The organism is Halomonas sp. 3H, from assembly GCF_024206005.1.
GTDB classification, from domain to species: Bacteria; Pseudomonadota; Gammaproteobacteria; order Pseudomonadales; family Halomonadaceae; genus Halomonas; species Halomonas campaniensis.
The window spans coordinates 3,737,662-3,757,490 of the sequence record NZ_CP100360.1 but is presented as its reverse complement, the minus strand read 5'-3'; the positions used below and the strand labels follow the sequence as shown (position 1 = coordinate 3,757,490).

Below are 19,829 nucleotides of genomic sequence, written 5' to 3'. Positions count from 1 at the left end.
GTTTCACGATGCAAGACGACCTGCTGTTCGATCGCCCCCTGGTGGAGAAGTACGACCGTCCGGGGCCGCGCTATACCTCCTATCCCACGGCGCCCCAGTTCCATGCGGCCTTCGCCGAGGATGACTACCGCGCCGCGGCCGAGCGCAGCAACCGGGCCGAGGCGCCCAAGCCGCTGTCGGTCTACGTGCATATCCCCTTCTGCAAGAGTCTCTGCTACTACTGCGCCTGCAACAAGATCATCACCCACAACACCGAGCGCGCCGCCGAGTACCTCGAGTGGCTCAAGCAGGAGATCCGCGTGCAGGGGGCGCTGTTCGACGAGTCGCGGCGCCTGACCCAGCTGCACCTGGGCGGCGGCACGCCCACCTACCTGAGCAACGCCCAGCTCGGCGAGCTGATGGCGGCGCTGGACGAGGCGTTCCACTTCGCCCCGCCCGCCGAGCGCGAGTTCTCCCTGGAGGTGGACCCGCGCACCGTCACCCCCGAGCAGATCCACGAGCTCCATGCCCTGGGCTTCAACCGGCTGAGCTTCGGCGTCCAGGACTTCGATCTCGACGTGCAGAAGGCCGTCAACCGCGTGCAGAGCGAGGAGGATGTCATCTCCCTGGTGCACGCCGCCCGCGAGGCAGGCTTCGAATCGGTGAGCGTCGACCTGATCTACGGCCTGCCGCTGCAGACGGTGGCCAGCTTCGATGCGACCCTCGACAAGATCATCGCCCTGCAGCCGGACCGCATCGCCAGCTACAGCTATGCCCACCTGCCGGAGCTGTTCAAGGCCCAGCGCCTGATCCGCCCCGAGGACATGCCGCCGCCGGAGCGCAAGCTGGAGCTGCTCGAGCTGACCATCCGCCGCCTCACCGCCGCTGGCTACGTCTATATCGGCATGGACCACTTCGCCCTGCCCGACGACGAGCTCTCCCTGGCCCGGGAGAACGGCACCCTGCAGCGCAACTTCCAGGGCTACTCCACCCACGCCGACTGCGACATGATCGGCCTCGGCATCACCTCCATCGGCAAGGTGGGGGACACCTACAGCCAGAACGTCAAGGAGACCGCCCAGTACCAGCACCGCCTGGAGGAGGGGCGCCTGCCGGTGTTCCGCGGCTACCGGCTCAGCGACGACGACCGCCTGCGCCGGGACGTGATCAACGCCCTGATGTGCCACAACCGCATCGACTTCGCCGCCATCGAGCGCCAGCACGCCATCGTCTTCCGCGACTACTTCGCCGATGCCCTGGAGGAGCTCCAGGAGATGGCCGACGACGGCCTGCTGGCGATCCGCGAGGGCGAGATCGAGGTGCTGCCCACCGGCCGGCTGATGATGCGCAACGCCGCCATGGCCTTCGATGCCTACCTGGCGAAGAGCCAGGGGCGCTACTCCCGCACCGTCTAGGTGTGATCTCTCGGAAGGCGGCGCCCGCGCTTGCGGGCGCCGCCTTCGCGCTCCTCCCCACCGCCCTGTGGCGGTGTCGCTGTCAAATGAAAATGGATCATGATGCGCTCACGCTTGCACCAGATATGGGGCTTGCCGAGAGGATATGGTCTATATATGGTAGGCGGGCCGCGGGTGATCGAGGCCCACCGTCGACATGATGCATGTCAGTGCAGCCTCCGGAGCACCGGCCTAGGATGAACGGTTCGGCGGCCCCGGCCGCATGGTTACCCTCAGGAGAGCTGTCATGTCCCTGCCGTTGTTGCCTTTACCGTTACAGGCCCTGCCGCGTCCTCCCGCCCCCGCCCGCCTGATTCGCGCCATCGATCCGCGTGTGCCGGTCGGCGTCAAGCGCCGCCTGGTGGAACCGCTGCTCAACCGCACCTTCGCCGAGCCCCTGGCCGAGGGGGAGTTCGACGCCCTGGCGGGGCGCCGCATCACCCTGGCCATCGAGGACCTCGGCATGGCGCTGACCCTCACCCTGGAGGGCGAGCGCCTGAGGGTATGTGTCGAGTCCGGCGAGGCCACCATCCGCGGCGGCTGGCGGGAGTTCCTCTGCCTGGCCACCCGCCGCGAGGATCCCGACGCGCTGTTCTTCCAGCGCCGCCTGCTGATCGAGGGCGACACCGAACTGGGGCTGATGGTCAAGAACCTGCTCGACGGACGCGAGGAGGGTCTGGCCCAGGGCCCCTTCGGCGAGCTGCTGGTCCGCCTGGAGCGGCTGGCGAACCGAACGAGCTGAACCGCAACCGACAAACTTCCGGAGCCATCCGAATGAGCACTTCCACCAAGGCAGTGAAGTCATCCAACGAGGTGCCCCTGCAGGCCCCCTCCCGCGACATCTGGGATGCCAAGTACCGCCTCAAGGACCGCCACGGCAAGCCCGTGGACAAGGACGTTTCCGCCACCTGGGAGCGGGTGGCCCGTGCCCTGGCCGCGGTGGAAGGCGACAAGGCCGACGAGTGGCTGCCGAAGTTCCGCTGGGCGCTGGAGAACGGGGCCATCCCCGCCGGGCGCATCATGTCCAACGCCGGCGCCGAGGCCTACAAGCCGGCGGTGAGCCTGATCAACTGCACGGTGTCGCGCACCATCCGCGACTCCATGCACGACATCCTCGACTCGGTGGTGGATGCCGGCATGACCCTCAAGGCGGGCTGCGGCATCGGCTACGACTTCTCCACCCTGCGCCACAAGGGCGCCTTCGTGTTCGGCGCCGGGGCCGGCACCAACGGCCCCCTGGCGTTCATGGATATCTACGACAAGATGTGCTTCACGGTGGCCTCCGCCGGCGGGCGCCGCGGCGCCCAGATGGGCACCTTCGATGTCGGTCACCCCGACGTGCGCCAGTTCATCGAGGCCAAGCGCGAGGCGGGGCGCCTGCGCCAGTTCAACCTCAGCCTGCTGATCACCGACGAGTTCATGGAAGCGGTGAAGCAGGACGCCGACTGGCCGCTGGCCTTCCCGCTCCACGAGGGCGAGAAGGAGGACGTCGACGAGAGCGAGCTGCTCTACCGCGACTGGCCGGTGGTGGAAGAGGGCTACACCGTCGACGCCGAGGGCCGCGTGGCCTGCCGCATCGTCGAGGTGATCAAGGCCCGCGAGCTGTGGGACACCATCATGAAGTCGACCTACGACTTCGCCGAGCCGGGCTTCATCCTGATCGATCAGGTCAATCGCATGAACAACAACTGGTTCTGCGAGGAGATCCGCGCCACCAACCCCTGCGGGGAGCAGCCGCTGCCTCCGGAGGGCGCCTGCCTGCTCGGCTCGGTCAACCTGACCCGCTTCGTCATCGACCCCTTCGGCAAGAAGCCCCGCTTCGACTGGGAGCGCTACCGCCAGGTGGTGGCGATCTTCACCCGCATGCTCGACAACGTGGTGGAGATCAGCGGCCTGCCGCTGCCGGGCCAGCGCCGCGAGATCGAGGCCAAGCGTCGCCACGGCATGGGCTTCCTGGGCCTGGGCTCCACCTTGACCATGCTCAAGATCCCCTACGGCTCGCCCGAGTCGCTGGCCTTCACCGAGGAGGTGAGCCGCAATCTGGCCATCGAGGGCTGGAAGCAGGCCCTGGAACTCTCCCGCGAGAAGGGCATGGCTCCGGCACTCGACGAGGACTACGAGATCACCCCGCGGATGATGCGCGAGCGCCCCGAGCTCAAGCAGGATGGCTACGAGGTGGGCGACAAGGTGCCGGGCCGCATCCTGCACGCCCGCTACAGCCGCTACATGCAGAAGGTCGCCGAGGTGGAGCCGGAGCTGGTGGCGGCGCTCGCCGAGCACGGTGCGCGCTTCACCCACCACAGCTCCATCGCGCCCACCGGCACCATCTCGCTGTCGCTGGGCAACAACGCCTCCAACGGCATCGAGCCGTCGTTCTCGCATCGCTACTTCCGCAACGTGATCCAGTCGGGCAAGAAGACCAAGGAGCAGGTCGAGGTGGTCTCCTTCGAGCTGGCGGCCTACCGCCACTTCATTGCCGCCGACGCCGTGGAGAGCGACCTGCCGGACTACTTCATCACCGCCGACGCGGTGAGCCCGAAGCAGCACGTGGCGGTGCAGGCCGCCGCCCAGGCCTGGGTCGACTCGGCGATCTCCAAGACGGTGAACGTGCCCACCGAGTTTGCCTTCGACTCGTTCAAGGACCTCTACCTGGACGCCTACGCCAGCAAGCTCAAGGGCTGCACCACCTTCCGCTTCAACCCGGAGGCCTTCCAGGGCGTGCTGGTGCGCGAGGACGACCTCAAGAACACCACCTATGTCTTCGAGCTGGAGAACGGCGAGACCGTGGAACTGCGTGGCGACGAGAAGGTGGTCTATGACGGCGAGGAGCACAACGCGGCGAACCTCTATGACGCGCTGAAGGAAGGCACCTATGGCAAGTGGTAGTAACGGCACTTGCCGGATCAGCCCCGAGCGATGGATGCCCAGTGCCACCCAACAACTTTCCGGAGGAGCCCCCTGATGGCCGTCGAGATTTCGTCAAAGATCGTGTCCTACAGTGTCAAGAAGGCGGTGGAAGAGCCGCCGTTGGCCGAGGAGAACCCGCTCACGGTGCGCATCCCCTCGCGCCCCGAGGGCACCCTGGAGGCCGTCTCGGAGAAGATCTCCTACGTGGGCGCCGAGGGGCGCAAGAAGGTCTACCTGCTGGTCTCCTTCATGCCCGTGGAGGGCGTGCTCAACGGCAAGCGGGTGGTGATCGAGCGCCCGGTGGAGTTCTTCTTCCCCTCCGGCCAGCTCTCCAGCGAGCACCAGTGGATCACCGCTACCATGCGCAGCCTGTCGCTGGCCGCCCGGGGTGGCTACGTCACCCAGGCGGTGGCCGACCTGCGCAAGGTGGCCTGGGACAAGGGCCTGGTGCGCTGCGGCATGAACCGCTGGGGCAAGCCGATGTTCCACGACTCCGAGGTGGCGGCCATCGCCTGGTCGATCCAGCAGATCCTCTACCGCCGCGGCTTCCTCGACCAGGACGGCAACCAGGTGCCGGTGGAGGAGCTGGTGGCGCGCTACGCCCAGCGCCAGGCCAGCGGCCACCTGTGGGAGCCGCCCACGCCCGAGGAGATCGAGCAGGCCGAGCGCAAGGCCCAGGAGGCCGCCCACGCCAAGGGCGACGGCCCCACCGTGGTGGGCCACTGCCCCGAGTGCAACGGCGAGCTGATCATGATGGACGGCTGCCCCACCTGCTACTCCGGCTGCGGCTGGTCCAAGTGCGGCTGACAGGCTGATCCCCAGGCGACGAACGCCCACCGCCCCGGGTCACGAGAGTGGCCCGGGGCGGTGGCGTTTGGGGCGTGCTCAATCGCGCAGCTCGAGGTGCTCGAAGTGGCGCCTGAGCCGCCGGGCCAGGGTTTCCAGGGCTTCCCGTGGCGGGGCCTCGTCTACCGGCTGTGAGTAGCCCGGATCCAGACAGCGCTCCCTGCGGGCGAGCTGGATGGCGTAGTGGCGCACCCCGCAGTCGGCCAGGGTCATGGCCAGCCGCTCGAGCGCCTCCAGGGTGAAGTCGCGCCAGTGCACCGTGGTGCGGCACTCGAAGGGGACGTCGCCTTCCAGCAGCAGCGACAGGCTGCGCGCGTGGCGCCGCCAGATGCCGGGTCGGCCGCCGATGCGGTCGAAGTCGGCGCCCCGCCCCTTGGCGTCCAGGGCCACCCAGTCGAGCCGCGGCAGCAGCGCCTCGAGCCGCTCCGGGTAGGGGCCGGCGGTATGCAGGCCCACCGCCAGGCCCAGCGCTCGGCAGACTTCGGCGGCGGCCGGCAGGTCGGGGTGCAGGGTGGGCTCGCCGCCGCTGAAGACCACGGCATCGATCTCGCCCAGCCGAGTGGCCAGCAGCGCCTCCATGGCCTGCCATTCGCCCGGGGCGGCCCGGCGTGCCGGGCCCATGCGGCTCGCCGTCTCACAGTAGCCGCACGCCAGCGGGCAGCCCTGAAGATGGATCACCGCCGCCCGCCGGCCCGGGAAGGCGTGATCGTCACGGGCGTCGAAGCCGGCGATGGGCAGGAGGATCTCGCCGGCGAGCACGTCCTGTAGCGGGACCATGGGGCGCTTACCCCAGGCCGGCGGCCCGGCTGTGATCCATGCCGGGTCGGCCGTGCCAGTAGCCGTCGCAGATCTCGGCATCCACCAGGCTGAGCGGGTCCGGCCCCGGCAGCTCGCCGCGGCGGGCGGCATCGAAGGCCGAGACCACCTCGGCCATGCCTTCGGGGCGCGGGCTCAGGCGGGCGATGCCCACGCCCATCCCGGCCATGGCGGGCACCTCGTGGCGCAGGTCCTGGCAGGCCCCGGAGAGGGTCTGGATGCCGTTCAGGGTGAACACCTGCTGGTCTTCCTGGGAGCGCAGGGCCAGGCCCTCCGGGTGCTTCTGGCAGACGAACCGGCAGCGGTCCTTGGGCTTCTGGTAGCGCCGTGCGGTGAAGCAGCGCGACGACCAGGCCAGCGGCAGGTGGCCGTAGGCGAACACCTCGCAGGGCGCCTCGAGGCCCTCGTTGCGGCAGTCGGCCAGCAGCCGGGCGAGGTCGTCCTTCGACATCTCCACCGGGGCCTGCCAGCGCCGCATGCCGGCCCGGGCCAGCACCGAGAGCGTGGCCGGGTTGTAGAGGTTGAGCGCCGCGCCGGCCACGAAGGGGCGGCCCGCCGCCGAGAGGCGCTGCAGGGCGCTCTGGTCATTGGCCTCCACCAGAAACTCGCCGTTGTCACACAGCTTGCGCAGGTCGCGCAGGTCGGCCTCGGACTCGATCAGGGTCTGGCTCGAGAGCACCACCTGCTTGCCGCTCTGGGCCAGCTCGCGGCCGATGCCCAGCCAGTCGTCGAGCTTCATGTCGCGGCGCCGCGAGCAGACCGACTCGCCCAGGTGGACGATCTCCACCGGCCAGTCGGCGGCCTCGCGGTAGAAGTCGGCGTAGCGCTCGCGGGTCCAGTAGAAGAGCACCGGGCCCAGCGACAGCTGGAGCGTGGGGGTGGCGGACATGGGCTCTCTCCTATTTCCAGCGGCGCTCGTAGGCGCCCAGGGTGGTGGTGCTGCCTTCCGAGACCTCGCCGAGGCCGGTCATCCAGGCGGGCTCGGTGTGGAAGCTGCCCGGAGCGCGCTCCAGGCGATCCAGGGCCTGGCGCCAGATACCGGCGACCTTGGACACATAGGCCGGGCTGCGCTGACGCCCCTCTATCTTCACCGCGCTGATGCCCAGCTCCGCGAGCTCGGGCAGCAGCTCCAGAGTGTTGAGGCTGGTGGGCTCCTCGATGGCGTGGTAGGTCTCGCCGCCCACCTCGAAGCGCCCCTTGCACAGCGTCGGGTAGCCGGCGTTCTCGCCCTCGCCGTAGCGGTCGATCAGCACGCCGTTCAGGCGCGACTCCAGGCCCTCGGGGGTCTCCTCCCAGCGCACGTGGGCGGCCGGCGAGCAGACACCGCGGGTGTTGGGGGACTCGCCGGTGAGGTAGGAGGAGAGGTAGCAGCGCCCCTCGGCCATGATGCAGAGGCTGCCGAAGGCGAACACCTCGAGCTCCACCGGGCTCTGCTTGGCTAAGTCGCGCACCTGGGTGATCGAGAGCACCCGGGGCAGCACGGCGCGCCGGATGCCGAACTGATCGTGGTAGAAGCGCAGCGCCTCATGGCTGGTCGCCGAGCCCTGCACCGAGAGGTGGCGGGCGAGGTCCGGGTGGCGGCGGGCGGCGTAGTCGAGCAGCCCCATGTCGGCCATGATCAGAGCGTCGACGCCGAGCTCCGCGGCCTGGTCCACGGCGCGGGTCCACAGCGCCCAGCCGTCGGGCTGCGGGTAGGTGTTGATGGCGCAGAACACCCGCTTGCCGCGAGCGTGGGCGTAGTCGATGCCCTCCCGGGCGCGCCTGTCGGTGAAGTTGAGGCCGGCGAACTGGCGGGCGTTGGTCGTATTCTGGAAGCCGAAGTAGACGGCATCGGCCCCTTCATCAACGGCACGCTTCAGGGCGGGCAGGTTGCCGGCGGGGCAGACGAGCTCCATGGTGAGCCTCCTGTGGTGGGAAACCCGACCATGCTAGTCGACCATTCCCCATGGCCTTTTGACGCGGGTCATGGGGGACCCGGGTTGGGTGTCCGGGCGGGCCAGGCGTCGGCACTTTTTCTTGAATCCAAGCACTCCTGAACGCAAGCGGCCCCCGGGCGGGGGCCGTGACGGGCGGGTCAGCGCGACATCGTTCAGCCGGCGCGTTCGAACAGCAGGTTGTTCTCCAGGTGGATGTGCTGCATCAGGTCGTCGCGGAATTCCCGCAGCCCGGTGTAGAGGGCGCGCCAGGTGGTGCAGGCGCCCTTGGGCGGGGTGATGTTGTCGGTCAGCGCCAAGACCTGCTCGAGGTTCTCGCCGTGGTCGTCATGCTCGTGGCGCATCACCGCGATGGGCCCCTGGGCCTGGGCGCCCATGCCCCGGCGCAGCATCGGGAAGAGGATCTGCTCCTCCTTCTGCATATGGCTCTCCATCTCCTGGTGGATGGTGGTGAGCAGGTCGGCCAGGCCGTTGGGGCAGGTGTCCCGCTCGCCGTGGACCTGCTCCACGCGACGGGCCATGCGCGTAAGCTCGGGCAGCTGCTGGCGGTGGACGTCGTGATAGCGGGTCAGGATATGGTCGATCAGCTCGTCATTGCTGGCCTCCCGCCAGTCGCGCTCCTCGCTCGTGCCCTGCGGCAGCGCCTCGAGCTCGGCGACCAGGGCCTCGGGGGCCAGGCCGATGCGCTCGGCGGCCTCGCGCAGGCTGATGCGTCCGCCGCAGCAGAAGTCGATGTTGTGATCGCGAAATACCCGGGTGGCGCCCGGCAGGGTCAGGGCGGTGCGGCCGACGGTCTGTTCGATCAGGCTCATGGTGAGGTCCTCCTGGGGTGATGTGCTCTGCCCGACTGGCGGGGTGGAATAACCGACGTCGCTGGCAGGTGGATCGAGGTAGCGCCTTAAAGATGTATATTTAATACCTCTTTATGGTGGAGCTGACATGGGGCGAATTGTCGCCCCCCATCTCGCCCCTCATCGCCCAAGGCCCAGGAGACGCTGCCGGGCGGTATTGGGTGCCATTAATTTGACCGAGGTCAGCGTCGCATGATGTCGGCAGGCGGTACGCTCGCCATCATGCTAGATAGTAATCAATTACTATCTTTCGAGGCATGAGTATGTCCCAACGCCAGCATCTCCCCGCCGACGAGCGCCGGGAGCGCACCGTGGAGACCGTCGTCGCCCTGTGTGGCGAGGAGGATCCCGCGACCCTGACCACCGGCCGCATCGCCAGCCGCATGGGGGTGACCCAGGGGGCGCTGTTTCGCCACTTCCCCAACAAGGAGGCCATCTGGGAGGCGGTGGTGGCCTGGGTGGCCGAGCGTGTCATGGCGCGGGTCGGTGCCGCCGCCGAGGGCGCCGAGGACCCCCTGCAAGCGCTGGAGGCGATGTTCCTGGCCCATGTGGCCTTCATCGCCGAGCATCCCGGGGTGCCGCGCCTGCTGATGGGGCAGCTGCAGCAGCCTTGTCCCACCCCGGCCAGCCGCATGGTGAAGGGCCTGCTGGCGACCTATCGGCAGCGCCTGGCAGGGTGGCTCGAGGAGGGCCAGCGACGCGGCCAGCTGCGCCCCGGGCTCGACCTGGACGCCGCGGCGGCCCAGTTCATCGGCTGCCTCCAGGGGCTGGTGCTGCAGGCGCTGATCGACGGTGACGTGGCCGGGATCGTCGACCGTGGGCCGGCGGCCTTCGACCTCTATCGACACGGTATTCAAGCGGATCGCGGAGGTGAGGCATGAGCACCCGGGCGAAGCGACTGGGCCGAGGGCTCATGGTGCTGGCGGGAGCCGCCGTGGGCGTGGCGCTGCTGGTCTTTTTTGTAGCCAATCGCCAGGTGCCGGAGCGCAGCGACACGCCGCCTGCCCCGGCCGCGGTGGCGGTGATCGAGGCCCGTCCCCTGGCGTTTCGCCTGGAGGCGCGCGGCCACGGCGCGGCGCGCCCCGCCGAGACCTGGCAGGCCGTGGCTAACGTCTCGGGCCGGGTGGTGGAGCGCCATCCGGCGCTGGAGAGCGGCACCCTGCTGCATGAGGGCACCCTGCTGCTGGCGCTGGACCCGAGCCGCTATGAGCTGGCCATCGCCGAGGCCGAGGCGGAGCTGGCCAGCCTGGCCGGCGAGCTGGCTCAGCTTGCCGCCGAGGAGGAGAACACCGGCCGCCTGCTGGCACTGGAGCGCCAGGCCCTGGGCCTCGCCGAGCAGGAGCTGTCGCGTATCGAAAGCCTGGCGGCCAGCGGCTCGGTCTCGACCTCCCAGCGCGATGCCCAGCGGCGCAGCACCCTGGGACAGCGCCAGGCGCTGACGTCGCTGGAGAACAGCCTGGCGCTGCTGCCGGCGCGGCGCCAGGTGATCGAGGCCCAGCGCGAACGGGCCGCGGTGCGCCTGGCCCAGGCCCGCCGGGACCTGGCGGATACCCGCTTCGTGGCGCCCTATGACCTGCGCCTGGCCGAGGTGGCGGTCGAGCTCCACCAGTTCGTGAGCGCCGGGCAGCGGCTGTTCGAGGCGGACAGCCTGGCCGCCGCCGAGGTGGAGGCGCGTATCCCGTTCACGGCGATGCGCCGTCTGCTGGGGGGCGTGTTTCCCGAAGACCTGCCCCCCGGCACCCTGGACCTCGGCGAGCGCCTCGACCTCGGCGCCATCGAGGCCAAGCTGGCGCTGGTCGGGGCGCCCGGCGTGGGCTGGGAGGGCAGGGTCGTCAGGGTCGCCAGCGGCCTCGACCCGGCCACCCGCGCCGTGCGGGTGGTGGTGAGGGTCGATCATCCCTGGCGCGATGCGCGCCCTCCCGATCATCCGCCGCTGCAGCGCGATATGTATACCCGGGTGCGGCTCTCGGCGCCCGGCCCCGAGGCCGCGATGGTGGTGCCGGCGTCGGCGCTCCATCAGGGCGAACTCTATCTGGCCGACGAGGAGGATCGCCTGGTACGACGTCCGGTCTCCGTGGCCTTCGCGCAGGGCTGGCTGGCGGTGATCGAGGCGGGCCTGGCCCCGGGGGAGCGCGTGGTGCTCGACGACCTGCAGCCGGCCATCGAGGGCATGGCGCTCGCCGTGCGTCGGGACGAGGACGCCGAGGCACGCCTGGCCACCCGGGCCCGGGGTGACGCCGCGGCGGGAGAGCGACCATGATCCGCTGGTTTGCCGCCCACCCCACCGCCGCCAACCTGCTGCTGATCCTGCTGCTGGCTGCCGGGCTTTTCGCCGCCCCCCACCTCAAGCGCGAGACCTTCCCCGACTATCGTCCGGTGGAGGTGTCCGTGGAGGTGGTCTACCGCGGGGCCAGCGCCGCCGACGTGGAGGATGCGGTCTGCCGGCGCCTGTTCGATGCCGTCAAGGGCGTGGAATTTCTCGACGAATTCGGCTGCGTGGCCCAGGACAACCTGGCCAGCGCCACGGCGACCATGGCCGCCGGCGGCGATGCCATCCGCTTCCTCAACGAGATCGACACCGAGGTAAGCGCCATCACCGAGCTGCCGGCCCGGGCCGACCCCCCGGTGGTGCGCGAGCTCCACCGCAGCGACCTGGTGGCGGCGGTGGCGGTGTCCGGCGAGATGCCAAGGCGCCAGCTGGAAGACTACGCCCTGCGCCTGGAGGAGCGCATCATGACCCTGCCCGGCGTCGCCCGGGTGGCGATCCACGGCATGTCTCGGCGCCAGTGGCAGGTGGAGGTACCCCGCGAGGTGCTGGGTCAGCACGGCCTCTCGGCCCGGGAGCTGGCGCGGCGGGTGGCCGGCCAGAGCCTCGACCTGCCTCTGGGCACCCTGGAGACCGCCGACCGCGACCTCCTGCTGCGCTTCACCGACCAGCGTCGCTCGCCCGCCGAGCTGGCCGAGCTGGTAGTGGTCTCCGACGCCGGCGGCGGTGAGCTGACCCTGGGCGAGCTGGCCACCATCACCGAGGCCGGCGAGCGCGCCGAGGAGCAGGTCCGCTTCAACGGCGAGCCGGCGCTGGTGCTGGAGGTGAGCAAGGCGCTGCGGGACGATGCACTGACGGTCAAGGAGCGGCTCGAGTCGCTGCTCGAGGCTGAGCGTCGTCGTTTCGACGGCGGCATCTCGCTGACGCTGACCCAGGATGCCACCAGCATCGTCCGTGACCGCCTGCAGATGCTGGTGGGCAATGGCCTGATGGGCCTGGTGCTGGTGGTGCTGGTGATGAGCCTCTTCTTCCGCCCGCGGCTGGCGCTGTGGGCGGTGCTGGGCCTGCCGGCGGCCTTCATGGGGGCCTTCATCGTCATGGCTCTGACCGGTCTGTCGATGAACATGATCACCCTGGTGGCGCTGCTGATGGCCATCGGCATCGTCATGGATGATGCCATCGTGATCACCGATAACATCGCCGCCCACGCCGACGAGGACGTCACGCCTCTGGAGGCGGTGGTCGAGGGAACCCGACAGGTGCTGCCCGGGGTGCTCTCGTCGTTCCTGACCACGGTGGCGGTGTTCGCTCCGCTCTCCTTCCTGGCCGGGGAGCTGGGCGCGGTGCTGGAGGTGCTGCCGGTGGTGCTGATCGCGGCCCTGGCGGCAAGCCTCATCGAAGCGTTCTGGATCCTGCCCCACCATCTCAAGGGCAGTCTCAAGGGCAGCGTGGGGACACTGGCCGAGGGCCGCGACTCCCGCTTCCGGGCCGCCTTCGAACGACGCTTCGCGCGCTTTCGCGAGGCCGTCGGGGGGCTGGCCGACCGGGCGATCCGCTTTCGCCATGCGGTGCTGGGGCTCGTGCTCGCCATCCTCCTGGGGTCGGCCGGTTTCATGGCCGGGGGGCACCTGGGCAGCGAGGCGATGCCGGATATCGAGGGCGACGTGCTGGAGGCGCGTATCCTGATGCCCCAGGGCACGCCCCTGGCGCGCACCGAGGCGGTGGCCGAGCGGGTCGAGGCGGCGATGCGCGAGCTCGATGCCCGCTACTCGCCGGAGCAGCCGGAGGGCGCCTCCCTGGTGGAGGCGATCCAGGTGCGCTTCAACCACAACCCCAGCGCCCGCGAGGCCGGCCCCCATGTGGCCACCCTTATCGTCGACCTGCTCACCGCCGAGCGGCGCCGGGTGACCCTGGATGCGCTGACCGCCGCCTGGCGCGAGGCCATCGGCGAGATCGAGGGGCTGCAGCGGCTGATCATCCAGGAGCCCGGCTTCGGGCCCGCCGGCGTGCCGGTGGAGGTGCGCCTGACGGGAGACGACCTCGATGCGATGAAGGCGGCGGCGCTGGCGCTGGGGGGGCATCTCGAGGGGTACGCGGCCGTCTACAACGTCATCGATGACCTGCGCCTGGGCAAGCCCCAGCTGGCCTTCTCCATGGCCGAGGGCGCCCACGGCCTGGGGCTCTCCGCCGACGAGGTGGCCGGCCAGCTGCGTGCGGCGCTGCTGGGGGAGATCGCCGATACCCAGCGCATCGGCGACCAGGAGATCGAGGTGCTGATCCGCCTGGCCGAGGTGGACCGGAACTCCCTCGACGCCCTGGCGGACCTGACCATCGTCCTGCCCGACGGGCGCCGGGTGCCGCTTGAGGTGGTGGCCAATGCCGAGGAGCGGCGCGAATGGGCGCGCATCACACGGATCGACGGGCAGCGTACCGTCACCGTGGAGGCCAACGTGGATGCGCGCCGGGCCAGCGGCCAGGCCATCGTCGATGACCTCGTCGGCAGCGGCTGGCTGGAGGATTTCGGTGCCCGCCACCCCGAGGTGGCGGTCTCCTTCGAGGGGCAGGTGGCCAGCTCCGCCGAGACCGGCGGCTCTATCGGCCGCGGCCTGCTGATCGGCCTGGTGGGGATCTTCGTGATCCTCTCCTTCCAGTTCCGCAGCTACGTGGAGCCGCTGATCGTCATGCTCTCCATCCCGCTGGCCTTCATCGGCGCCCTCTGGGGCCATGTGCTCATGGGCTACTACCTCTCCATGCCCTCGCTGATCGGCGCGGCCTCCCTGGCCGGCATCGTGGTCAACAACGCCATCCTGCTGATCCACTTCATCAAGACGCACCGCGAGCGCGGGCTGGATGCGGTGATGGCCGCCGGCCAGGCCAGCCGCGACCGGTTGCGCGCCATCCTGATCTCGTCCACTACCACCATCGCCGGGCTGCTGCCGCTGCTGGCCGAGACCAGCTCCCAGGCGGCGGCCATCAAGCCGCTGGTGATCTCCGTGGTGTTCGGTCTGCTCAGCGCCACCGTGCTGGTGCTGCTGGTGATCCCGGCGCTCTACGTGCTGCTGGACGACTGGGGGTGGGTCCGCCCTGAGTCGCCGACCCGGGGAGTTTCCCCTTGACGAGGACGGGGTGGCATCTAGTCTTGAAGACGTATTGTCAATACACCTTAAGGGATGGGCCGAGGCGGGGAGGGCAACGTCATGATACAGGTGCGGCTCTATCGCTATCATCCCGAGCAGGATGACCTGCCACGGATGGAGACGCTGGAGGTCGAGGAGCGCTTCCGCAAGGCCATGGTGCTCGACGTCCTCGAGCACCTGAAGCAGGAGGATGCCACCCTGGCCTATCGGCGCTCCTGCCGGGAAGGGGTGTGCGGTTCCGACGGCATGAACATCAACGGCAGGAACGGCCTGGCCTGTATCACAGCTTTGGAAGAGGTACTGGGCGGCGGTGACACCCTGATCCTGCGTCCGCTGCCGGGAATGCCGGTGATCCGCGACCTGGTCGTCGACCAGCGTCTCTTCTTCCGCCAGTTCGAGAAGATCCGGCCCTGGCTGATCAACGACCAGGCGCCCCCCGCCATCGAGCGACGTCAGAGCCCCGAGGATCGCGAGAAGCTCGACGGCCTCTACGAGTGCATCCTCTGCGCCTGCTGCAGTTCGGCCTGCCCCTCCTGGTGGTGGAATCCCGACAGGTACATCGGCCCGGCCGGCCTGATCCAGGCCTATCGCTTCCTGATCGACAGTCGCGACACCGCCACCGACGAACGGCTGGCCACCCTCGACGACCCCTTCAGCGTGTTCCGCTGCCGGCAGATCGCCAATTGCACCTGGGTCTGCCCCAAGGGGCTCAACCCGATGCGCGCCATCGGCCAGATCAAGGCGATGCTGCTGGCGCGCGGCAGCTGACCCCCATGCCGAAGCAACGGGAGGTAGACCATGGCCTTTCGACAGGTGAAGGATCTGCCCGAGTGGATCCATGATTTCCACAGGCAGCTGGGTGTGCAGTATGCCCGGCTGGCGGAGGCGGCAGCCGATGAGCGCATGCGCATGGCGCTGGTGTTCCTCGCCGACCGCGAGCGGCGCCTGCAGGAGGGCATTGCAGCCTATCTCGAGGATGCCGATCGGGGGCTCCTGACCACCTGGCTGATCGACAGCCAGGAGTTCGGCCACCCCGCCGTACTGGAGCGCATTCCCCCCTGCCTGGGCTGTCATGACGTGCAGGATATCCTGGCCAACGTGATGACCGCCCACCAGACCCTCGAGGACATGTATCGGCTGCGCGCCGAGCTGGCCTCGATTCCCGAAGAGGTCGAGCTTTTCCAGCATCTTGCCGAACAGCAGGAGGCCGAGGCGCGGCTGCAGACCCGGGATCTCGCCCGCCTCGACATGTATTGAGTCGTTTCCGCGGACTCGCCAACGATGGCGCCCCGGCATGTGCCGGGGCGCTTCGTGTCGTCGGTGGAGCCGAGCCGCCTCAGGCGGCGTCGAGGGGGCGCGAGGGGCCGAAGTGTTCGTGGTGGCGGCGCTCGGCCGGCACACCCAGTTCGGCCAGGGCCCGGTCGACGGCGCTCATGAAGCCCTGGGGCCCCACGGTGTAGCAGCGTGCGTCCTCCGGCAGCAGCCGGGCCAGCAGCGCACGGTCGACGCGGCCCACATGGTCGGCCGCCCCGCCGCGCTCATGGACGGTCACCGTGTGCAGCCGCTCCGGGTGCGCCTCGGCCAGGGCCGCGACCTCGTCGCGGAAGGCGTGGTGCTCGGCATCCAGGGCGGCGTGCAGGTAGACCACCCGCCGGCCCTGGGCCAGTGCCTGGCGGGCCAGGGGCAGCATCGGCGTCTGGCCGACCCCGCCGGAGGCCAGCAGCAGCGGCTCGCTACCCTCGGCCAGGGTCAGGTCGCCGGCCGGGGGCAGCAGCGCCAGGGTGTCACCCACCGCCATGGCGTCGTGCAGGTGGCGGCTGGCGCGCCCTTCCGGCTCGCGCTTCACGGAAATTCGATAGGTGCTGCCGTTGGGCAGCGCCGAGAGGCTGTAGTGGCGATAGAGCGGCTCGCCGTCGAGGGTCAGCCTCACCCCGATGTACTGGCCGGGGGCATGGTCGGCCACCGGGCCGCCGTCCACGGGCGCCAGCACGAAGGAGCGGATCACGGCGCTCTCCTGGCGGGTCTCGGCGATGCGGAAGGTGCGGGTGCCGCGCCAGCCGCCGGGGCGCTGTTCGAATTCCCGATAGCGGTACTCCTCCAACTCGATCAGCAGGCCGGCCAGCTCCTCGTAGAGGCCGCCCCAGGCGGCAGCGATCTCCGGCGTCACGGCATCGCCGAGCACCTCGCCGATGGCCGCCATCAGGCACTCGCCGACGATGGGGTAGTGCTCGGGACGGATATCCAGGGAGACGTGCTTGCTGACCACCGTGGCCAGGGTCTCGCGCACCTTCTTGCGATCCTGGCGCAGCTGCACGTAGGCCAGCACCGCGCCGGCCAGGGCTCTCGGCTGGCCGCCATCGGCCTGGTGGGCCTCGTTGAAAAGCGGCCTCACCTCGGGATAGCGCTCGAACATCAGCGGGTAGAAGCGCCGGGTGATGGCGTCGAGGTGCTCGGCGACGGTGGGGGCGGTGGCTGCGATCAGGGCTTCCTGGGCAGGGGTCAGCATGGCTGGCTCCTCTTCGGGTTCGTCGGGGGGTGCTTTTAAGATGCATAAAAAATACATCTTAAAGGTGAAGATCGCTACCCTCTGCCCTGATGCAGGATGTCGCACCGGGTCAGTAGGCCCAGACGATGGCCATCAGCAGCCCCCAGGCCAGCACCCCGGCGGCCATGATGGTATAGGTCGCCGCCATGGTCTCCACGTCTTCATCCTGGCGCTGACAGAGGGCCTGGAGGCCGTGATAGACCAGGCTGATGGAGATGCCGAGCGCCACCAGCACCGCCAGGGCGTTGAGCAGCAGGCTGGGAATCACCAGAACCACCGCCGAGGACCACAGCGGCAGCGGGGCCAGGGCGGCTATCAGGTAGGCGTCCTGATAGTCGATCCTGAGCTGGCGGCTGCTGTTCACGACGGCGTGGATCAGCCAGCCCATCACGAAGAAGGTCAGCAGCTCCGCCAGGAACAGGATGGTGGTGATGAAGCGCCACTCCCGGTCGGCGAAGCCGGCGACGAAGGCGTCCCCATGGTGGGTGCCGGCGTAGTAGAGCATCAGCGGCGGCAGCAGCGACATCGGCAATACGACGACCCAGGCCAGCAGCGGAATGGAGGGGCGGCGCTGCTGCAGCTCCTTCCAGCCGACGCTGCGCGTGAAGGGCAGGCGGACGACGGTGATCAGGTTCATGGCTTTTCCCCCTGTTCGGGCTGGTTTCCCGGCGCGGCTGGCCGCCTGGTAGGTTGCGGGGGCGCGTCGGGACATTTAATATCATGTTGTGATATTAATGTCTTAACAGTTAGTGCTCGGCGCGGCACCTGTCAAGGCGCGTGAAGCAGGAGAAGGGGCTTTCATGACCGAGGGTGAGCGGTTGACCAAGCAGGACTTCCAGCGGCTGTCACACTTCCGCTATCAGCTGCGCTGTTTCCTGCGACAGAGCGAGGATATCTGCCGGCAGCACGGCGTGACGCCGCTGCAGTATCAGCTGCTGCTGCACCTCAAGGGATTCGAGGGGCGCGAGTGGGCCAGCGTGGGGGAGCTCGCCGAGCGCCTGCAGGCCAAGCATCACGGCACGGTGGCGCTGGTGGATCGCTGCGAGCAGCTGGGTCTGGTGGTGAGGCGCCCGGGTCGCGACGACGGACGCCGCATCGAGGTCCACCTGCTGCCGAAGGGCGCCGAGCTGGCCGCACGGATCGCCGAGCAGCATCAGCCGGAGCTGCGCCACCTTCAGGAGGAGTTCCAGCTGCCGGGGTGGCCCCGGCAGCCCTGATCATTCGGCCCGGGAGGACAGGCTTCATTGCGGTTGACGGTGGCTACAGCCCGATGCGGTGGGCCCGGTGGGTGAAGAAGATTCCGCTGGGCGACTCCGCCGGCAGCCGGGCCAGCTCCTCGAAGGTGCGGGTGTCATAGACCACCACGTGGCCGCTGTCCCGGGCGGAGATCCAGATGTGCTCGCCGCGGGGGGTGAACTCCTTGTGCAGGATCGACTCCCCGGGGGAGAGCGTCTCGATCACCTCGTGGGTGCGGGTGTCGATCACCTGGACGCGGTCGTTGTTCGGGTGGGCGAAGGTAACCCACACCTGCTGCTCGTCGGGGCGGCTCATCACGAAGATCGGCTGGCCGTGCACCGCGATGCGATCGGTCAGCGACCAGTCGCCGGTATCGGCCACCAGCACCTCGTTGCGGCCCACGGCGGGGAAGAAGGCCTGGTCGCCGGCCATGGCCCAGCCCTCCAGGTGCGGCATCTTGTAGACCGGCAGGCGCTCCTCGCCGCGGCCGTAGTCGGGCAGGATGCGCTGCACCCCCTTCTCCGGGTGCCACAGGTCGAGCAGCGCCATGCCGTCCTCGCCGAACAGCCCGGCAATGTAGTAGCGCCCGTTGGCGGTGATCAGGGCGTCGTAGGGCATGCTGCCCACGTCGCGATAACGGGTCACCTCGGGCTCCGGCGTGGACATGTCCAGGGTCCAGATCTCGCCGGCCTCGAACAGGCTGAAGACGAACATGTTGCCCGGCACGTCCACCACGCCCACCACCTTGGCCTGGTCGGTGGTGCCGTCGGGCTTCTCGTAGGTGGCTGGCACGTCGACCACCAGCTCCATGGTCTCCACGTCGAAGACCTTCACGCCGCCCGGCTCGTAGTTGCCCACCGCCACGTAGCGGCCGTCCTGGGAGATGGCACCGCCGATGCTGTTGCCGCCCTGGATGATGCGCCCGTCGATCTCGCCGGAGAGCAGGTCGAGCCGGGTCAGCCCGCCGTCGCGGCCGAACACGAAGGCGTGGCGGGCATCGCGGGTGAACTTGACCGAGGCGTGGGAGAGGTCGCCGAAGCCCTCGATGTGCCTGAGCACCGTCTTGTGGGTGGTGTCGACCAGCGCCACGCTGCCGGTGGCGCGCTCGATCACCACGCCCAGGTCGCCGGTGCCGCGCAGCTCGGCGGGGCTCTCGGCCAGGGCGGGGCCGACGGCCAGCAGCGACAGGGCGCCGGCGGCAACCAGAATCTTCAGGGGGCGAATCAGCGGCATGGGGGTCTCCTCGGGAGCATCAGTCGTCCAGGGACTTCAGGCGGTTGTCGGTCTGCAGGTGGTCGGCGATCCAGCGGGCTTCCGCTTCGCTGAGCAGTGCCTTCCAGCCGGGCATGGCGGTGCCGGGGATGCCGTGGCGGATGATGTGGGTAAGCGCCTCGGGGCTGAGCGCCTGCATGCGGTCCCGGGGCAGGGCGGGGCCGAGGCCACCGCGCAGGGTCATGCCGTGGCAGGAGCCGCAGTCCTGGTAGAGCAGGGTCTCGAGGCGCTCGGCATCGAGGCGCTCGGCATCGGGCGAGGCCTCGCCGTCGCCGGCCACCGCCGTGAGTGGCAGCAGCAGGCTCAGGCAGATCAGGAATCGGGCGAACGGAAGCATGGACGTCTCTCGCAGCGGATGTCGGCAGCCGGCGACGGCGGGTCTGGCTGCAGTGTCCGACCGGCGGCGGGGTGGCGCCTTGACGGATATCAATCGTAGGGCGGGTTGAGAAGGCCATTGGGTCATGAAGCCGCATTGAAAATACCTCTTTTGACTTGCGTCAACCACGGTGGAGATCACCGCTTGCCCGCGATGCCGTGCAGGTAAGATGCTTCATGAAAGCATCTTATCGGTTCGGAGGCACAGCGC

Annotated in this window: 18 protein-coding genes; 10 read left to right on the top strand and 8 right to left on the bottom strand. The window is 69.2% G+C overall.

Annotation, left to right across the window (positions count from 1 at the left end; translation table 11 throughout):
- The first annotated feature begins 8 nt into the window (after window positions 1-8).
- The 4 genes from hemN (at window position 9) to NFC98_RS17250 (ending at window position 5,147) form a co-directional block, all read left to right on the top strand.
- Window positions 9-1,394: an oxygen-independent coproporphyrinogen III oxidase gene (gene hemN / locus NFC98_RS17265; protein ID WP_254276124.1), complete on the top strand. Its 1,386-nt coding sequence runs from the start codon at window positions 9-11 to the stop codon at window positions 1,392-1,394.
- Between the two features lie 286 nt (window positions 1,395-1,680).
- Complete coding sequence (locus tag NFC98_RS17260; protein WP_254276123.1) at window positions 1,681-2,175, top strand: SCP2 domain-containing protein; 495 nt, start codon at window positions 1,681-1,683, stop codon at window positions 2,173-2,175.
- A 32-nt stretch (window positions 2,176-2,207) separates the two neighbouring features.
- A complete protein-coding gene (locus NFC98_RS17255; protein WP_254276122.1) occupies window positions 2,208-4,319 on the top strand; it encodes an adenosylcobalamin-dependent ribonucleoside-diphosphate reductase in 2,112 nt (703 codons plus the stop codon).
- A gap of 75 nt (window positions 4,320-4,394) precedes the next feature.
- A complete protein-coding gene (locus tag NFC98_RS17250; protein ID WP_183329769.1) occupies window positions 4,395-5,147 on the top strand; it encodes a ribonucleoside-diphosphate reductase in 753 nt (250 codons plus the stop codon).
- A gap of 78 nt (window positions 5,148-5,225) precedes the next feature.
- Here NFC98_RS17250 and NFC98_RS17245 read toward each other — a convergent pair whose 3' ends face one another.
- The 4 genes from NFC98_RS17245 to ytfE all read right to left on the bottom strand — a co-directional run bounded on the left by NFC98_RS17245 (window position 5,226) and on the right by ytfE (window position 8,748).
- Window positions 5,226-5,963 carry an anaerobic ribonucleoside-triphosphate reductase activating protein gene (locus NFC98_RS17245; protein WP_254276121.1) on the bottom strand — a complete coding sequence of 246 codons (738 nt, stop codon included), beginning with the start codon at window positions 5,961-5,963 and terminating at the stop codon, window positions 5,226-5,228.
- Between the two features lie 7 nt (window positions 5,964-5,970).
- Window positions 5,971-6,891 carry a U32 family peptidase gene (locus NFC98_RS17240; RefSeq protein ID WP_254276120.1) on the bottom strand — a complete coding sequence of 307 codons (921 nt, stop codon included), beginning with the start codon at window positions 6,889-6,891 and terminating at the stop codon, window positions 5,971-5,973.
- Window positions 6,892-6,901: 10 nt separating this feature from the next.
- Complete coding sequence (locus tag NFC98_RS17235) at window positions 6,902-7,897, bottom strand: peptidase U32 family protein (protein ID WP_254276119.1); 996 nt, start codon at window positions 7,895-7,897, stop codon at window positions 6,902-6,904.
- 194 nt (window positions 7,898-8,091) lie between these two features.
- Complete coding sequence (gene ytfE, locus NFC98_RS17230; protein WP_254276118.1) at window positions 8,092-8,748, bottom strand: iron-sulfur cluster repair protein YtfE; 657 nt, start codon at window positions 8,746-8,748, stop codon at window positions 8,092-8,094.
- Window positions 8,749-9,050: 302 nt separating this feature from the next.
- Between ytfE and NFC98_RS17225 the strand changes: the two genes are divergently transcribed.
- The 5 genes from NFC98_RS17225 (at window position 9,051) to NFC98_RS17205 (ending at window position 15,447) form a co-directional block, all read left to right on the top strand.
- On the top strand, window positions 9,051-9,668 hold the full coding sequence (locus NFC98_RS17225; RefSeq protein ID WP_253446947.1) for a TetR/AcrR family transcriptional regulator: 618 nt from the start codon (window positions 9,051-9,053) through the stop codon (window positions 9,666-9,668).
- Window positions 9,665-11,047: an efflux RND transporter periplasmic adaptor subunit gene (locus NFC98_RS17220; RefSeq protein ID WP_254276117.1), complete on the top strand. Its 1,383-nt coding sequence runs from the start codon at window positions 9,665-9,667 to the stop codon at window positions 11,045-11,047. The genes NFC98_RS17225 and NFC98_RS17220 overlap by 4 nt, the downstream gene beginning before the upstream one ends.
- On the top strand, window positions 11,044-14,169 hold the full coding sequence (locus NFC98_RS17215) for an efflux RND transporter permease subunit (protein ID WP_254276116.1): 3,126 nt from the start codon (window positions 11,044-11,046) through the stop codon (window positions 14,167-14,169). The genes NFC98_RS17220 and NFC98_RS17215 overlap by 4 nt, the downstream gene beginning before the upstream one ends.
- An 84-nt stretch (window positions 14,170-14,253) precedes the next feature.
- Window positions 14,254-14,958, top strand: coding sequence for a succinate dehydrogenase iron-sulfur subunit (locus NFC98_RS17210; RefSeq protein ID WP_302055112.1), 705 nt, complete (start codon window positions 14,254-14,256; stop codon window positions 14,956-14,958).
- A 30-nt stretch (window positions 14,959-14,988) separates the two neighbouring features.
- Window positions 14,989-15,447: a 2-hydroxyacyl-CoA dehydratase gene (locus tag NFC98_RS17205; protein WP_254276114.1), complete on the top strand. Its 459-nt coding sequence runs from the start codon at window positions 14,989-14,991 to the stop codon at window positions 15,445-15,447.
- Window positions 15,448-15,526: 79 nt separating this feature from the next.
- Here the strand turns inward: NFC98_RS17205 and hmpA are convergent, their stop codons facing one another.
- Together hmpA and NFC98_RS17195 are read right to left on the bottom strand one after the other, a co-directional pair.
- Complete coding sequence (gene hmpA / locus NFC98_RS17200; RefSeq protein WP_254276113.1) at window positions 15,527-16,696, bottom strand: NO-inducible flavohemoprotein; 1,170 nt, start codon at window positions 16,694-16,696, stop codon at window positions 15,527-15,529.
- Window positions 16,697-16,805: 109 nt separating this feature from the next.
- Complete coding sequence (locus NFC98_RS17195; protein WP_254276112.1) at window positions 16,806-17,372, bottom strand: Yip1 family protein; 567 nt, start codon at window positions 17,370-17,372, stop codon at window positions 16,806-16,808.
- Window positions 17,373-17,535: 163 nt separating this feature from the next.
- On the opposite strand from NFC98_RS17195, the gene NFC98_RS17190 reads away from it, so the two are divergent.
- A complete protein-coding gene (locus tag NFC98_RS17190; RefSeq protein ID WP_254276111.1) occupies window positions 17,536-17,952 on the top strand; it encodes a MarR family winged helix-turn-helix transcriptional regulator in 417 nt (138 codons plus the stop codon).
- Between the two features lie 43 nt (window positions 17,953-17,995).
- Here the strand turns inward: NFC98_RS17190 and NFC98_RS17185 are convergent, their stop codons facing one another.
- Both NFC98_RS17185 and NFC98_RS17180 read right to left on the bottom strand, forming a co-directional pair.
- Window positions 17,996-19,204, bottom strand: a complete 1,209-nt coding sequence (locus NFC98_RS17185) for a cytochrome D1 domain-containing protein (protein ID WP_254276110.1) — start codon at window positions 19,202-19,204, stop codon at window positions 17,996-17,998.
- A gap of 19 nt (window positions 19,205-19,223) precedes the next feature.
- Window positions 19,224-19,580, bottom strand: a complete 357-nt coding sequence (locus NFC98_RS17180) for a cytochrome c (protein ID WP_254276109.1) — start codon at window positions 19,578-19,580, stop codon at window positions 19,224-19,226.
- Window positions 19,581-19,829: the final 249 nt, after the last annotated feature.

Excerpts from the sequence above, each read along its gene's own strand:
- NFC98_RS17180 (WP_254276109.1), bottom strand. The coding sequence starts at position 19,580 with ATGCTTCCGTTCGCCCGATTCCTGATCTGCCTGAGCCTGCTGCTGCCA.
- NFC98_RS17250 (WP_183329769.1), top strand. The coding sequence starts at position 4,395 with ATGGCCGTCGAGATTTCGTCAAAGATCGTGTCCTACAGTGTCAAGAAG.
- NFC98_RS17255 (WP_254276122.1), top strand. The coding sequence starts at position 2,208 with ATGAGCACTTCCACCAAGGCAGTGAAGTCATCCAACGAGGTGCCCCTG.
- hmpA (WP_254276113.1), bottom strand. The coding sequence starts at position 16,696 with ATGCTGACCCCTGCCCAGGAAGCCCTGATCGCAGCCACCGCCCCCACC.
- NFC98_RS17195 (WP_254276112.1), bottom strand. The coding sequence starts at position 17,372 with ATGAACCTGATCACCGTCGTCCGCCTGCCCTTCACGCGCAGCGTCGGC.
- NFC98_RS17190 (WP_254276111.1), top strand. The coding sequence starts at position 17,536 with ATGACCGAGGGTGAGCGGTTGACCAAGCAGGACTTCCAGCGGCTGTCA.
- hemN (WP_254276124.1), top strand. The coding sequence starts at position 9 with ATGCAAGACGACCTGCTGTTCGATCGCCCCCTGGTGGAGAAGTACGAC.
- NFC98_RS17220 (WP_254276117.1), top strand. The coding sequence starts at position 9,665 with ATGAGCACCCGGGCGAAGCGACTGGGCCGAGGGCTCATGGTGCTGGCG.
- NFC98_RS17260 (WP_254276123.1), top strand. The coding sequence starts at position 1,681 with ATGTCCCTGCCGTTGTTGCCTTTACCGTTACAGGCCCTGCCGCGTCCT.
- NFC98_RS17240 (WP_254276120.1), bottom strand. The coding sequence starts at position 6,891 with ATGTCCGCCACCCCCACGCTCCAGCTGTCGCTGGGCCCGGTGCTCTTC.
- NFC98_RS17185 (WP_254276110.1), bottom strand. The coding sequence starts at position 19,204 with ATGCCGCTGATTCGCCCCCTGAAGATTCTGGTTGCCGCCGGCGCCCTG.
- NFC98_RS17245 (WP_254276121.1), bottom strand. The coding sequence starts at position 5,963 with ATGGTCCCGCTACAGGACGTGCTCGCCGGCGAGATCCTCCTGCCCATC.
- NFC98_RS17225 (WP_253446947.1), top strand. The coding sequence starts at position 9,051 with ATGTCCCAACGCCAGCATCTCCCCGCCGACGAGCGCCGGGAGCGCACC.
- NFC98_RS17235 (WP_254276119.1), bottom strand. The coding sequence starts at position 7,897 with ATGGAGCTCGTCTGCCCCGCCGGCAACCTGCCCGCCCTGAAGCGTGCC.
- NFC98_RS17215 (WP_254276116.1), top strand. The coding sequence starts at position 11,044 with ATGATCCGCTGGTTTGCCGCCCACCCCACCGCCGCCAACCTGCTGCTG.
- ytfE (WP_254276118.1), bottom strand. The coding sequence starts at position 8,748 with ATGAGCCTGATCGAACAGACCGTCGGCCGCACCGCCCTGACCCTGCCG.
- NFC98_RS17205 (WP_254276114.1), top strand. The coding sequence starts at position 14,989 with ATGGCCTTTCGACAGGTGAAGGATCTGCCCGAGTGGATCCATGATTTC.